Here is a 14,153-nt window from a genome sequence, read left to right on the forward strand (position 1 = left end):
CTTACCTTCTATTAGAAAAAGGAGGAAATATATAGTTTCTTTAGCTCAAAAATCGTCTCATCTCATCCCATAGCTGTCAAGAAAACCATTTGACAGCTATGGGATGAGATGAGAAGGGGTCAGTAAGCTAAAGAAGGAGAAAGTCTAGCCAGTAACGGCTTTAACGCAAAATAAAAGAAGGAGCTAAAAAGGCTTCTTTTATTAAAGTTGCCTTTAAATCGATGTGCATAATGAGTATTGACAGTTTCGTTCATATCAGGAGGCTCGACTTCCTCCCCGGGGAATCTTGTGCCTGGAGCGAAAAGGAACGGTCCCTGTTTTCACACTAACACTTATGATAAAAATAATTTTTTGAAGTTTGCAAAGTCAGTGGTTGAGACCCCGCAAGCGAATAAAAAAGCTCGAATGAAGAGATGTACCTTTCTCTTCATTCGAGCTTTTAGCTTAAGCTATTCAATTCTTTGGTTAATTTCTTGAAGGATTTTTCATCACCGGTATCAAGAGCCTGATCTATGGCCTTTAGCAATCGATCACGTTGAAAGGTTTGCAAACTGTCTTTGAGGAATTGTTCGGCAACAATCCTGTCTTTTTCATTAATCAAAAGATACTTCGGCATAAAAGGGTTTTCTTCAAGTACTGCTGCAAATTGATAACTTGAATTTGCCTTACTGAAGTTCAATTGAATATAAATATCTTCGTCCTTATTTAAACGAATATCGTGAAATGACTTCTCCGCATCAGTTGTCATGATGTTCTCTTTATAGAATCGGAATGGCACATCCTCAACACAATGTGTGGACATTACAAGACCTCTTGGACAGTACTGAGATTCTTCAACAAAATGAACTTTTTTCATTAATTGATCATGACTCATCAGGTAATTCAGTATCCACACACATTCTCTTCTTTTTAATTGATATCGGTTTAAAAACCAGCGAATAAATTCTTTCTTCTCGTTGACAGAAACAGGGGTGGTCATGGTTTTCCCTCCTCTGCAGAATCTTTTTTAGTTTAGGTCCGTTTTCCTTTTGACATACAGCTTAAAAACGTTAGCAACTCTAAGGTGATCTCATGTTTACACACCAGCCAAATCCCTTTGTACCACCGACGTCGTTTCGTTTAGTCTTGTAATCTTTCAATCAGGTCCTGCCACTCGTCATTTGAAGGATCCATTTCAATCAGGTGTTTATATACTTCTACCGCTTCGCCTCTGAGTCCTTCTTCTACTAGAAATTGTCCGTACTCTAGTAAAAACTCTTGATGATTCTTAAAGTAAGTATATGCAATACGGTATTGTTTTAATGCATGATTAAATTGTTCAAGCCCCTCATAGGCCTTTGCCAGATCCCAGTTGATTTGAGGCTCTTCTTCCCCTTCAACCTTAAGCATCTGGGCGATCTCCAATACATCCTCAAACCGATCTTGCGTAAAGAACAATTTATTTATGACTAAAGCTGCTTCGACATAACCTGGATCTAAGGCTAAAGCTTCCCTAAAAAATGTCTCTGCCTCTTTTTCCAGCCCAAGCTTTAAGGAAACTTTCCCACCAAACAAATTCAGCTCCTTGTTGTATTCATCCTGTTTTACGCCCTCTTGAATGGTTTCCAGGCTTTCCTGCAGCTTTTCTTCATGTTCATAGGATCTGGCTAATAATAAATACACCGAATGATATTCAGGATCCAGCTCTTTAACCGAAATAAGCTTTTCTATGGCTTTTTCATAGAATCCAGCCTGATATGCAGTAACGGCATATCCGAATAGTGTATTGATTTCCAGGTGATCCTGAAGAGCTTTTTCGTAATGTGTCAATGCTTCTTCAAAGGCTCCCCCTACACTATAAGCTTCGGCTAACCTTTGATGGACATTGGTTCCACCCAGCTCAGTCGTGCCTTTCTGAATGAGGGCATGATAATGTCTTATCGCTTCCAGGAACCTGCCTGTTTCAGAGTATAATTCCCCCAGGCCGAAATCAATGACAGGCTCATCTGGTAATAACTTCTTGGCTTGTAAAAGCTTCTGTTCACTAACTTCAAATAAACCTTGCATTTGATACAGATCTGCCAAAAGGAGCAATGCTCTTGGATAGGTGGGGTCTTCTTCATCCAATTGTGCGAGTTTGTCTATCGCCTCTTCTTCATTATCCATCTCCACCATCACTTCTGCGAGCTCAATCAGGAGTTCTCCCTCTCCCGGGTAATACTCCAGCAGATTTTCATACAACTCTTTGGATTCCTCAAGAAACCCTAAATGGTGTAATTCTTCAGCCAGGCTGAATTTTTCTTCATGACTTCCAAACTTCAATGCTTGCTTATACTGTTTCTTTGCTTCGTCCAATTTCCCTTCTTCTAATGAAGATAACATTCGTTCAGCGTATGACATGGTCAATCCCTTTCTATAAAAAAGCTAAATAGTCTTTAAATAAAGTACCCGGGTGTTTGAATGACTAGTTCTTCACCAGCACCAGGATAATAATAGCCTCTATTATTTAAGTAAAAACATTTTCCTTTATTCATTGTACATTTTAGCACATGTTGGTCAGTTTTAAATGCAGAGGGCTCAGCACCAGTCTCACCTTCGATATTCATATAGAGGTTATAACTTATTTCTCCACCCACCAAAAAATTTCCTCTAAGGGGATATATTCCAATTTTCTTCAGTTCTTTAAGCCTCAATGGTTCTTTTTGCGGGATTTCATTTGAAAGATGAGGAATTTTCTCGTTTTCCATCGTATTTTGCCATATTTTAAGATGCTTCATTTTTGTTTTTATGTCTATATTTGTCGTAAAAAAAGGGACAAAAGTAATAGGATAATCATATAAAAATCCTTTGATCCATCCCCAGCGAATTTCCTTGAATAGATCTATTTCATCAATGTCAATCCAGACAACGGGAACCTTATGTCTTTTACACGACCGAATGACTGTAGGAGTAATAAGATTTGCAGATGTTTTTAACCCAATCGTGTAATCAAGAGGACTATTTAACAAGGAGGTTTTGCGTTCATTCCATTTAGCTAAGAATTCGTATTCGTACCCTAATGTAAATGCCGTCAGGACAGTAGTACAACCTTTGTGGATAAATTCATCCAGGTAATAATTCTTTATTGAAAGAAAATCAGTTCCTTCAGGCACCTCTAAGTCACACATTACATGTCCGGGGGTCATCATGAAAGATGAAACATCCATCCTCATGTACCGATAATAAGAAAACCTGTCTCTTATGGCCGATATTTTATCGTCTTTAACGAGTAAAGAAGTTTGAGTGACTTTGGAATCTTTAATCCAATTCGCATTTTCAATAATATACGTACTCAAATCACCATCACCTTCCTTTATAGACAAGCTATGAAAGAAGGGATGAAATCATGCTATGCATTCATATAAAAGGAGAGGTGTAAGGACTATAGTATAGTCCTTACACCTCCCTAAAGGAATTCACGTACATTATTTCTGTAAAAGTTTGTTTATATGCTCAAAGAAAGTTGGATACGAAATGTTCACTGCATCCGCACCTTCAAGATAGACGTCAGAATCTGTTATTAAAGAAGCGACAGCCAATGTCATTCCGATCCGATGATCTCCCCAGGAATGAACCTCACCACCGTGTAATGGCGTTTTCCCTTGAATGATCATGCCGTCCTCAGTACCCTGAATGTCAGCACCTAGATGTCCAAGCTCTTGTACGATGGCATCGATTCGATTAGTTTCCTTGACCTTTAATTCTTCTGCATCTTTAATGATGGTCCTACCCCTTGCCTGGGAAGCCAACAGGGCGATAACAGGGATTTCATCAATTAACGATGGGATCAGTTCTCCTCCAATTTCTATTCCTGTGAGATTTGAAGACTCCACCAGTATGTCACCTATCGGTTCTCCACTTTTTGAACTCTCCATTATTTCTATGGATGCCCCCATCTTTTTCATCACTTCAACAATTCCCACACGGGTTTCATTAAGGCCGACATTTTTCAGGAGCACTCGACTATTCGGTACAATCGCAGCAGCTACCATGAAGAAGGCTGCAGAGGAAATATCCCCGGGGACATAGACTTCAGTTCCTTTTAACACCTGACCGCCCTTTACCTTGATTGTATCTCCATGTCTTTCGATATGGCCACCAAATTCGATAATCATTTTCTCAGTGTGATTTCTTGTCTTTTCAGGTTCTTGAATTTCAGTAGTACCTTCTGCCTGAAGTCCTGCCAACAAGAGAGCAGACTTCACTTGTGCACTCGCTACAGGCAACGTGTATGTAATTCCTTTCAGGTCACCCCCGCGGATTGATAAAGGAGTATAGTTGCCTTCTGAACGACCGTCGATTTTAGTCCCGAACTCTTTTAATGGTTCTGTCACTCTTTTCATTGGGCGTTTAGCAATCGAGTCATCCCCAATAAGGATTGAATGAAAAGGCCTCCCTGCCAATATCCCCATAATAAGACGAGTAGTGGTACCCGAATTACCAACATCGAGTATGTCCTGTGGTTCTTTTAAATGATTCCAGCCACCGCCTGAAACGATCACTTCCCCATCACTTACTTGGATATCAACACCTAACTTACGGAAGCATTCGATTGTGCTTAAACAATCCTCACCCATAAGAAAATTATGTATAACGGTTATCCCTTCAGCAACCGAACCAAACATAACAGCCCGGTGTGAAATCGATTTATCCCCGGGAACATGCAGTTCTCCATTAAGACCTTTTTGGGGGTTTATTAATTTCTTTTTTCCTTCCATCCTTATCACCCTTTACCCTAAGAATAATTCATAATCCGTATTTTCTTTTAAGCAGTTTAATGCTCTTTCCCTATCTTCGAGTGTTTGAAAGCTGATGACTAATACTCCGTAAATATCTTCTCTCGTTTCCAGGATTCTTATGTTTGTTAAACTTATGTTTTCCCCGGCAAGGTAAGCAGTAACTTCAGAAATCACCCCTGGATAGTCAGGAACATCAACAAATAAGTCATAGAACGAAGGTATGGCCCCTTTTTCTAGGATTGGAAGATCATCGCGAAAAGTTTTCGCTTCTGTAAAGTAATCAAAGATTCCCTGGGAGTCCTTCTCTTCAATAATGGTGATGACTTCATCCATTTCTGATTTCCACTGTCTGAGAAGTGAAAGCAAAACAGCACTGTTCTGAAGCGTGATATCCTTCCACATCGTCGGGTTAGAAGAGGCAATCCGCGTAATGTCACGGAACCCTCCAGCAGCGAGCCTCCGCAAATAAGGATGCTGTACAGATGATTCTTTCGCTTGATGAACAAGAGATGCCGCTACAATATGTGGAAAATGACTGATCGTACCTGTTAGTTCATCGTGCTCCCTGGGTTCGACGATCAGAAATTTGGCATGCGTTCCTTTCAGCCATCCCTGAAGTTCTTCTACTTTTTGACCAGTAGCACCAGAACCTGGAGTCAGCATATAGAAAGCATTTTCAAATAAGATTTTTTTAGCTGCTGCTACACCGCTTTTGTGAGAACCTGCCATCGGGTGTCCACCAATGAACTGAATCCCTTTAGCAGTCAGTTCCTCGGAACACTTCATAATTTGTTCTTTTGTGCTCCCCGTATCGGTGATTATCGCCGTTTCTTTTAAAGCGAATGATTGAAACTGCGCAATAATCTTTTCAGTTTGAAAAACTGGTGTGGAAATGATGATGAGATCCGCTCTTTCAGCAACAGGTTGTAAAGATAATGACATTTCATCGATAATTCCGAGTGACCTCGCCAATCTTAACTCTTTATGGTTAATATCATGTCCAATGATTGTAGCATCGGGGTGTTCACTCTTTATACAGAGTGCCAATGAGCCTCCGATTAATCCCATCCCGATGACCAATACTGTCCCTTTCATGATTGCCCCCCTCAGTTGATTTGAAAAAAGTCGGAATGGGCTCACATTTCGGAGCCGTTCCGACCATCCATTCCTTTTCACACTTGTTTTTGAAGGGCTAGAAATTCCTTCATTTTCTCAATAACCTCTTCATTTTGTTCATATGAGCCTACCGTTACCCGTACAGAATGAGGATATCCCAGAGCCTCTCCGGATCGTACAATGAATCCCTTACTCATCAAGAATTGAAACACATCATCACCGCTAACACCGAAATCGATTAACACGAAGTTTGCTTGTGATGGTATATAATGCAGGCTGCGTTCCTTGCAGAATTGGTAATACTGCTCCAGTCCTTTACGATTATGCTCCCTGCATTCTCTTATAAACTTCTGGTCTTCAACGGCTGCTGCTGCGGCTCCCTGCCCTAAAGCATTATTATTGAACGGTTCCCGGATTGGTTCTAATTTTCCTATCACATCTTCATTTGCAATTCCAAACCCTACTCGAAAGCCTGCTAATCCGTATGCCTTTGAAAAAGTACGTGTGATCAATAATTGAGGGTATGATTTTAATAATTCCAATGAATTATAGTAGTCCCCGGCCACCACATATTCATAATAAGCTTCATCCAATACGACTAACACATGCGCAGGAACAGCATCCAGGAAGGAGATGAGTTCCTCACTGCGAATATATTCCCCTGTTGGGTTATTCGGTGAGCAAAGCCAAACGACCGAGGTCGTTTCATCAATTTCAGCAAGCATCTTGGTTAATTGATGTCTGCCAGCTGAGTCAAGGGGAACTTCTCTTATTTCTGCTCCTTCAACAATGGCATTGTGCTTATACTGAGGGAAAGTCGGCGTAGCCATAACCGTGCTCTTATCACCGTCTAGTAATGCTCTTGAAATCATCTGAATCACTTCATCTGATCCATTCCCGAAAAGTAACTGTCCAGGGTCAACAGATAGCTGCTCTGCCACCTTCATTCGCAGTTCCTTTGCATAACCGTCGGGATAAATCGCATGTGAAACCGCGTTCGTCTTGAGAAAGGTTTCAACGTTCTTTGAACAGCCGAATGGATTTTCATTCGAAGCAAGCTTCACTACCTTGTCGAGATTGAATAGTTCTTTCACATCATCCATCGTTTTCCCCGGCTGGTATGCTTTAAGATTTTGAATCTGAGATCTCCACTTCATGCTTACCTTCCTTTCAATCGTTTTCATTCGAAATAGACGCGGTATCCTTCAAGTCAGGACGTAGGCTGACTGCATTTTTCATATAAATATGTTGGATGTCTTTCTGAGGTGTAGATGTATTTAAATGAATCATCACTCTAATACAATTCGGCAATGCATCAGGGAGATCCAACTCCTGCATACACATGACAGGAACATATTTCCAGTCTTCAATCCTTCTTAATGCTTTTGCCGGAAATACACTCCTGATGTCACTGGTGGCAGAAATAAATACAGATGCAACATCCTCTGCCATAATATCATTATGTAAAATCATTTCCCTTAAGAGACTTTCAGTTGAAAGGAGAACTTCCTTTTCATTGTCACAATCCGTTGTAGTGGCGCCTCGAACTCCCCTGATCATTCTTCCACTCTCCCTTTATTCCGGCTAATGAGCTCTATTTTTACTTACGTGATTCATTAAGACCAGATTTCTAATTAAACTCTCGAATAAATTGATCTGCCCGTCTTAAGTCCTCAACAGATACTTTCATCATCAATGGTTTCCCAATATCCTTCAATAAGACAAAAACAGGATTTCCATGTTGGGATTTCTTATCAAGTTTCATTCCTTCATATAAATTGTCAAAAGTGATATGAGATGGAATGTTCAGATTGTACCCAAGTGAAGCGACCCAATCAATAAATCCTTGTAGATCGAATGTAAGATCGCAGTATTGTTCACTAAGATAGAGAGCAAAAATCATCCCGATCATCACCGATTCACCATGCGTTCGATTTCCGTATCCACTGGCACTTTCAACGGCATGGCCATACGTATGCCCAAAATTTAAAAACGCCCGGATATTCGATTCTCTCTCGTCCTTCGCAACAATATTTCCTTTAACACGGATCCCTTTCATCAGACAATCGGTTAGAAATACATGATCCAACCGTTCCGGGGAATGAAAATTATCCATCAACTCCTGTAAAAAAGCTCGATCGGATAAAAAGGCGTGCTTAATCACTTCTGAGAATCCGGATAGAACTTCCGTTTTCGGTAAAGTCGTCATATAATCCAAATCAAAAAACACACCTTCAGGCTGATAAAATTGCCCTACCATGTTTTTGCCAAGGGGGTGGTTAATCGCTACCTTTCCTCCAACAGAACTATCATGTGCGAGAATCGTTGTAGGGACACCTATGAAGGGGATCCCCCTCATATAGGTGGAAGCCACGAAACCTGCAAGATCTCCAATGGCTCCGCCTCCGAAGGCTATCACCAGGGCACTACGATCGATATGATTTGCAAGACCGTGGGTGATGGCATCTTCATAAATAGCGAAACTTTTGGCCTGTTCTCCTTTGGGAGCAAGATAAGTCGTTACGTCATATGTTCGACTAAAAATCTCTGAAAAAGCTGTTCCATGAAGGTTGTAGACCTCTTTATCAGCGATGATCCACAATTTAGATACTTGCGGGAAGCTCTTTTTGATAAAAGAAACAATTTCATTCGTCATTTCCACTCCAATTTTCACGTCATACGTTTTGGAAGCAGTGTGAATGGTTATCTGTTTCATTCATTAATACTCCTTGGACTCTTGACGTTGTCTATTGATATCTTCATGAAGCTTATCGAATTGATCACTATGAAATTGTTCCACGATAGCAGAAGCAAGTTCCCACGCAACTACGGCTTCTGCCACTACGCTTGCAGCAGGTACGGCACAGCTATCGGACCTCTCGATACTTGCTTTAAACGGTTCCTTTGTTTCGATATCCACACTTTGTAATGGTTTATACAGGGTGGGAATAGGCTTCATGACCCCTTTAACCCGAATGGGCATTCCTGTCGTCATACCGCCTTCGAAGCCGCCTAGACGATTCGTTTTACGGTAATAACCATGTTCTTCACTCCAGGCAATCTCATCGTGAACTTCACTACCCGGTTTTCGAGCCATTTCAAATCCCAAGCCGAATTCGACCCCTTTGAATGCATTAATACTCATGACAGCCATGGCAATCTTCGCATCAAGCTTACGATCATAATGGACATAGCTCCCGACTCCTGAAGGCATCCCTTCAACGATGACCTCAACCACACCACCTATGGAATCTCCATTTTTCTTCGCTTCATCTATTAAGTCCATCATTTTCTGTGCAGCTTCTTTATCCAGGCACCGGACCGGAGAATCTTCAGTAATATCTCTAAGATCTTTTATAGAATCATAGTGTAGGTTCTCTGCTTTAATTCCACCAATTTCAAGAACATGACCGACAACCTCGATACCTAACAACTTTAATAACTTCTTCGCAACGGCACCTGCAGCCACTCTTACAGTGGTTTCCCTGGCTGATGACCTTTCTAACACATTCCTCAGGTCCCTATGTCCATATTTCATACCACCAACAAGGTCTGCATGTCCTGGTCTTGGCCTTGAAATCTTTCTCTTTACCTCTTCTTCTGCTCCAGGCTCCAGAGGTTCGATACCCATCACTTTCGTCCAGTGAGTCCAGTCTCTATTCTCCACAACCAGTCCTAAAGGAGATCCCAGAGTATATCCATGCCTCACTCCTCCAACGATCGATGCCTGATCTTTCTCGATTTGCATCCTCCGGCCACGGCCATAGCCTTTTTGCCTTCTTGCCAGGTTTTCATTGATATCCATAGCTTCTAATGGCATTCCTGCAGGCAGCCCTTCAATGATGGTCGTTAATTGTGGTCCATGTGATTCTCCAGATGTTAAGTACCTCATTTCACTTTCCCCCTTCAACTCGTTAAAGAATTATGTACCAATATAACATAGAATTCAGATCATTTCCTAGCCCTTAAGTTTAAAAAATTTTCTAAAAACCTCTCTAACACAGAAAAAAACGATGCGACCTAACATTTTTAACTTTTAAACTGTAGCATTCGCCAGAAGCAAGCGTACAGCCGTCCAGTAAATGCAGGATCGACATCGTAAATTTCAGATTTTTTTATAGAAGAATGTGTCTTCTGTCTCGAACCCGTATTGGGATGGGTTGAAAATTTGTTCGGTACTCCCGACAAAGAGTACACCGCCTGGTCTCAGTGATGCATTGAATTTTTTATATAATAGGTTTTTCGCTTCCTCAGTGAAATAAATTAACACATTTCTGCAAACAATCAAGTCGTATTTCCCCTCAAATGGGTCTGACAGCAGGTTCTGCTGCTTGAAAGTCACGTTTCTCCTGATCACTTCATTCAATTTGAACAAGGCGCCTTCCCGGGTGAAATAACGGGCTTTCATTGCGGAGGGGACCTCATTCAGTGATCGTTCAGGGTAGAGACCATTCCTTGCACGTTGAATGGCATTTTTATCGATATCAGTCGCGGTGATGGTCCGTCCAGAAAGAGTCATGTGTTCCGACAGCATCATGGCGATCGTGTACGGCTCTTCCCCCGTAGAACAAGCTGCACTCCAAACTTTAAGCGATTTGTTTTCGTGTAGAAGTCTGGGAAGGATTTTAGTCTCGAGAACTTCCCACCGTTTGTAGTTTCGATAAAATTCTGAAACATTGATCGTCATTCGATCAAGAAACTCTTCCATTTCTTCAGTGTCACGGTTCAGCTTACTGAAAAACTCTTGAAAGCTCCCGCAGCCTTTTTTTTCATACAAGGCCGTTAATCTCCTTTTCATTTGAGCTTCTTTGTAAAGGGAAAGATCGATACCCGTTTTTCTTTTTATCCCTTGAATAAATTCAAGATAATCATTTGACATAAGGACCCACTCACTTTGCTACATAAAAGGTATAAGACTATATGTATTATATCGAACGTCATTCAGAAAAGTTAAACACTATTCCATAAAAAAAGGCAAGTCGCCTTAACACGACTTGCCTAAAAACATTATGATATATCAGATATTAATAAACCCACTCGTTCATTAATTTAGAATACTCTACCAGTTCTTCCTCTTTGAAGAATAAGCCGATTTCTCTAACAGCGCTTTCAGCAGAGTCAGATCCGTGGATGATATTCTTTCCGACTGTCAAGCCGAAATCACCGCGGATTGTTCCAAGGGCAGCATCCTTAGGGTTTGTTGCTCCCATCATTCCACGAGCTGTCGAGATGACGTTTTCACCTTGCCAAACCATTGCAAATACTGGCCCAGAAGTGATAAAGTCAACAAGTTCTCCAAAGAATGGTCTTTCCTTGTGCTCTCCGTAATGCTCTTCAGCAAGCTCATTTGAGATGCTCATTAGCTTCGCCCCTACCAATTGAAAGCCCTTTTTTTCAAAACGTGATACGATATCACCGATTAACCCTCTTTGTACGCCGTCCGGCTTTACCATTAAAAATGTCTTTTCCATTTTCCCCACTCCTAAATATGTATGTATAGAAGTCCTAAGGACATCCCACGAAAATAGTAACACTGATTGGGGTTTTTGGCAACGTTTCCATTTTAAATTTTCTTAATATTTTCTCTTACCAATATAGTTTGCGATATTCTTCAAAGTTTTCTTCACGCGGTTGTATGGGAGATGATTCAGATCTTCCAACGCTCTGTCTAAGTACATTCTGCTAAGCTGATGGGATCGATCTATGGCATCGGTCGCCAAGATGGACGAAATGATATCTTTCATCTCTTCAGGAGAAGTATATTCAGTCACTCTTTCTATCTTCGTTTTAAGAGCAGGGTTTTCCATTGCATATAAAATCGGAAGGGTGATATTACCTTGCCACAAGTCACTGCCTGCAGGCTTACCCAGTTCTTCCTCACTTGCTGTCAGGTCTAATATATCATCTGTAATTTGAAAGCTCATCCCAACATTATACCCAAACCGGTATAATCGTCGATGTATTTCTTCAGGTGCCCCGGAAGAAATGGCACCGATCTGGCAGCTTACAGCAATTAGCAGGGCTGTTTTCCGCTTGATTCTTAGAAGATAATCCCTCAGATTTTGGTCAAATCGATATTTATCTTTTATTTGAGCGATTTCACCTTTACATACTTCAACAATGGTGTGAGAAAGTATTTGATGTGCTTCAGGGGCTTTAATATTCGTCATATACTCGAGAGCTCGTGCAAAGATGTAATCTCCGGTGTACATGGCAATACGATTGTCCCATTGAGCTTTAATCGTTGGCTTTCCTCTTCTTAACTCTGCATCATCGATCACGTCATCGTGAACAAGGGATGCCATATGAATTAACTCCAAAGCCACTGCTACATTTTTCACAATGTTAATATCATATTGTCCGTATTTTGCAGAGAGCAAGACAAAAACAGGACGGATTCTTTTACCACCTGCTTGTAGTAGGTGAAGGGACGCCTCTTGTAAAAGTTGTGATTCTGACTCAATCGCAACTTCCAGTTCCTTTTCAATTTCATCAATATCCGTTTTTAAAAACGAATACATCCTGTTTAGCTTCATAGTTTATCCACCTAATTTACAAATTTCTTACTTTCTGCCTGAATGCATGGCAGCCACTCCGCCACTATATGGTTTTACATGTATATCTTTAAAGCCGGCTTCTTCAAACATTTTCGCAAGCTCCTTCATCCCTGGGAAATCTCTAGCTGACTCCTGAAGCCATGAATATTCATTAAAGCTCTTGGCAAAGATTTTTCCGAACAGTGGCATCACGAAACGAAAGTATGCATAATACATCTGTTTGAATCCGAGCATGGTAGGTTGGGAGGTTTCAAGGCAAACAGCCATCCCTCCTGGTTTCACCACACGATTCATTTCTTTTAAGACGTGGAGGTAGTCAGGAACATTCCGTAAGCCAAAGCCAATCGTGACATAATCAAAGGTATTATCGTCAAAAGGCAGCTCCATTGCATTTCCATGGATCAATTCAATGTTATCCAAGGGGGATTTTTTCACTTTCTCTTCTCCAATTGACAGCATATTTTGGCTGAAATCCAGCCCTACTACATGGCCCGTTTCTCCGACTTTTTCTCCTATCGCTAACGTCCAATCCGCAGTTCCGCAGCATACGTCCAGCGCCTTTGTGCCTGGCTTCACATCCATATGCTTCATGGTATCTTTTCTCCACTTTTTATGCTGTTGGAAACTGATTACCGAATTCATCTTATCATAATTCGAGTATATTTTTTCAAATACTCCGTGGACTTTTTGTTCTTTGGACTGCTGCATTTCGATTTACCCTTCTTCCGCATATAGTTTGGTCATAGGTTCAGGCTCAGCATAAGGTAATAACTCTACAATCAGCTTTTTAAAATATGGTGTTACCGGTTCTATGTTCTCTAACTGAGTTTGAATGGTTTTCTTCGTAGAGGAAATTAATTTATCCACACTTGAAAGCAAATGTCTGGACTCTTCTTTCGTTAGCTTTAAAGATGGTGTTTCACTGGCCGATTCGAACGTTAAAGTCGACAACGCTTTTATAAAACTCGTATTCTGCGAGTGCTCTATACAAATTCTCTCTTGAACGAGCTTCTTGTATAAAAGGGCTTGCTCAACAATCCGGATCCATTTGTCATCTTCAAAAAAACGAAAGAATTTTGAAACGATCGCTGATTCTCTTGTCTTTAAGCTTGACATTAGCCCATCCAGGTTTTGATGTTCCTCTTTATATATGGATATTTTGCTTTCGTTGATTTCTTTAATCGCCTTGGCTAATACTGCGATAAGGTCCACATCATCTGTGTCGGCAAGGATTTTATAGTAAAGGCTGCTGAAGTATACTCCTGCAAGTACCGTAAGCTGCCTCTCTTTCAATGGATCAAGCTCAGAGATTGTAACCTTTTCATGGGTATCAAGGGCTATCTGCAATAACATGGCAGTCGAAATCCACTGTACAACTTCTTTGTTCAACGTCCGTCCCTCATTGACAAAAGGAAGGAGCAAGAAATAAATCCGATCCCGATCAATATAAGGTTGATCGATATATTCCTTTAAGTAAGAGTGATGCAACTGCTCTTCTATGTATTGATGAATGATATTCGCTTGATGGTTACAATCAATGAATTTCATACCCTTTAATCCCCATTTCTACTATGTATCGGTCTAAAAATTTCAGCAATAGATATTATACCATAAAATCCTCAACAATAGGGAATCAGTCTTGCCCCCATATCTAGCTTTAGTATAACAAAGGGGACGACTAAGAAGTTCAGCTATTCATAGTCAGTCCCACCTGTATCTTCTC

General features: G+C 40.8%; 14 protein-coding genes. All 14 read right to left on the reverse strand.

The genetic code is table 11. The features are described 5' to 3' along the window. Nucleotides 1–439 precede the first annotated feature (439 nt). Nucleotides 440–979 carry a ReoY family proteolytic degradation factor gene (locus FZC88_RS15270; RefSeq protein ID WP_044336344.1) on the reverse strand — a complete coding sequence of 180 codons (540 nt, stop codon included), beginning with the start codon at nt 977–979 and terminating at the stop codon, nt 440–442. A gap of 140 nt (nt 980–1,119) precedes the next feature. Beyond that, complete coding sequence (locus tag FZC88_RS15275) at nt 1,120–2,379, reverse strand: tetratricopeptide repeat protein (protein ID WP_148995553.1); 1,260 nt, start codon at nt 2,377–2,379, stop codon at nt 1,120–1,122. 35 nt (nt 2,380–2,414) lie between these two features. Continuing rightward, the gene (locus FZC88_RS15280; protein ID WP_148969458.1) at nt 2,415–3,185 is read right to left on the reverse strand and encodes a hypothetical protein; all 771 of its coding nucleotides are present in this window, start codon (nt 3,183–3,185) and stop codon (nt 2,415–2,417) included. A gap of 258 nt (nt 3,186–3,443) precedes the next feature. Next, nucleotides 3,444–4,736, reverse strand: a complete 1,293-nt coding sequence (aroA, locus tag FZC88_RS15285; protein ID WP_148969459.1) for a 3-phosphoshikimate 1-carboxyvinyltransferase — start codon at nt 4,734–4,736, stop codon at nt 3,444–3,446. A gap of 12 nt (nt 4,737–4,748) precedes the next feature. Beyond that, nucleotides 4,749–5,852: a prephenate dehydrogenase gene (locus FZC88_RS15290; RefSeq protein ID WP_148995554.1), complete on the reverse strand. Its 1,104-nt coding sequence runs from the start codon at nt 5,850–5,852 to the stop codon at nt 4,749–4,751. Between the two features lie 77 nt (nt 5,853–5,929). After that, on the reverse strand, nt 5,930–7,030 hold the full coding sequence (gene hisC, locus FZC88_RS15295) for a histidinol-phosphate transaminase (RefSeq protein ID WP_148995555.1): 1,101 nt from the start codon (nt 7,028–7,030) through the stop codon (nt 5,930–5,932). 13 nt (nt 7,031–7,043) lie between these two features. Then, the gene (aroH, locus tag FZC88_RS15300) at nt 7,044–7,433 is read right to left on the reverse strand and encodes a chorismate mutase (RefSeq protein WP_148995556.1); all 390 of its coding nucleotides are present in this window, start codon (nt 7,431–7,433) and stop codon (nt 7,044–7,046) included. Nucleotides 7,434–7,503: 70 nt separating this feature from the next. After that, complete coding sequence (gene aroB, locus FZC88_RS15305; protein ID WP_148995557.1) at nt 7,504–8,589, reverse strand: 3-dehydroquinate synthase; 1,086 nt, start codon at nt 8,587–8,589, stop codon at nt 7,504–7,506. A 3-nt stretch (nt 8,590–8,592) separates the two neighbouring features. After that, entirely contained in the window at nt 8,593–9,765 is a 1,173-nt protein-coding gene (gene aroC, locus FZC88_RS15310) for a chorismate synthase (RefSeq protein ID WP_148995558.1), read from the reverse strand. Between the two features lie 213 nt (nt 9,766–9,978). Next, nucleotides 9,979–10,752, reverse strand: coding sequence for a CheR family methyltransferase (locus tag FZC88_RS15315; protein WP_148995559.1), 774 nt, complete (start codon nt 10,750–10,752; stop codon nt 9,979–9,981). A 145-nt stretch (nt 10,753–10,897) separates the two neighbouring features. Beyond that, entirely contained in the window at nt 10,898–11,344 is a 447-nt protein-coding gene (ndk, locus tag FZC88_RS15320) for a nucleoside-diphosphate kinase (protein ID WP_148995560.1), read from the reverse strand. A 102-nt stretch (nt 11,345–11,446) separates the two neighbouring features. Then, nucleotides 11,447–12,409 carry a heptaprenyl diphosphate synthase component II gene (hepT, locus tag FZC88_RS15325; protein ID WP_148969466.1) on the reverse strand — a complete coding sequence of 321 codons (963 nt, stop codon included), beginning with the start codon at nt 12,407–12,409 and terminating at the stop codon, nt 11,447–11,449. Nucleotides 12,410–12,436: 27 nt separating this feature from the next. Beyond that, on the reverse strand, nt 12,437–13,138 hold the full coding sequence (locus FZC88_RS15330; RefSeq protein WP_148995561.1) for a demethylmenaquinone methyltransferase: 702 nt from the start codon (nt 13,136–13,138) through the stop codon (nt 12,437–12,439). A 6-nt stretch (nt 13,139–13,144) separates the two neighbouring features. Then, nucleotides 13,145–13,978 (reverse strand): heptaprenyl diphosphate synthase component 1, encoded by an 834-nt coding sequence (locus FZC88_RS15335; RefSeq protein WP_148969468.1) that lies wholly within the window; start codon nt 13,976–13,978, stop codon nt 13,145–13,147. Nucleotides 13,979–14,153 lie beyond the last annotated feature (175 nt).

This window comes from Rossellomorea aquimaris (assembly GCF_008180865.1).
Classification (GTDB): Bacteria; Bacillota; Bacilli; order Bacillales; family Bacillaceae_B; genus Rossellomorea; species Rossellomorea yichunensis.

Coding starts and splice junctions, on each gene's coding strand:
- FZC88_RS15275 (WP_148995553.1), bottom strand. CDS start 2,379: ATGTCATACGCTGAACGAATGTTATCTTCATTAGAAGAAGGGAAATTG.
- FZC88_RS15330 (WP_148995561.1), bottom strand. CDS start 13,138: ATGCAGCAGTCCAAAGAACAAAAAGTCCACGGAGTATTTGAAAAAATA.
- aroA (WP_148969459.1), bottom strand. CDS start 4,736: ATGGAAGGAAAAAAGAAATTAATAAACCCCCAAAAAGGTCTTAATGGA.
- hisC (WP_148995555.1), bottom strand. CDS start 7,030: ATGAAGTGGAGATCTCAGATTCAAAATCTTAAAGCATACCAGCCGGGG.
- FZC88_RS15280 (WP_148969458.1), bottom strand. CDS start 3,185: ATGGATGTTTCATCTTTCATGATGACCCCCGGACATGTAATGTGTGAC.
- aroB (WP_148995557.1), bottom strand. CDS start 8,589: ATGAAACAGATAACCATTCACACTGCTTCCAAAACGTATGACGTGAAA.
- FZC88_RS15290 (WP_148995554.1), bottom strand. CDS start 5,852: ATGAAAGGGACAGTATTGGTCATCGGGATGGGATTAATCGGAGGCTCA.
- aroH (WP_148995556.1), bottom strand. CDS start 7,433: ATGATCAGGGGAGTTCGAGGCGCCACTACAACGGATTGTGACAATGAA.
- hepT (WP_148969466.1), bottom strand. CDS start 12,409: ATGAAGCTAAACAGGATGTATTCGTTTTTAAAAACGGATATTGATGAA.
- FZC88_RS15315 (WP_148995559.1), bottom strand. CDS start 10,752: ATGTCAAATGATTATCTTGAATTTATTCAAGGGATAAAAAGAAAAACG.
- FZC88_RS15335 (WP_148969468.1), bottom strand. CDS start 13,978: ATGAAATTCATTGATTGTAACCATCAAGCGAATATCATTCATCAATAC.
- ndk (WP_148995560.1), bottom strand. CDS start 11,344: ATGGAAAAGACATTTTTAATGGTAAAGCCGGACGGCGTACAAAGAGGG.
- aroC (WP_148995558.1), bottom strand. CDS start 9,765: ATGAGGTACTTAACATCTGGAGAATCACATGGACCACAATTAACGACC.
- FZC88_RS15270 (WP_044336344.1), bottom strand. CDS start 979: ATGACCACCCCTGTTTCTGTCAACGAGAAGAAAGAATTTATTCGCTGG.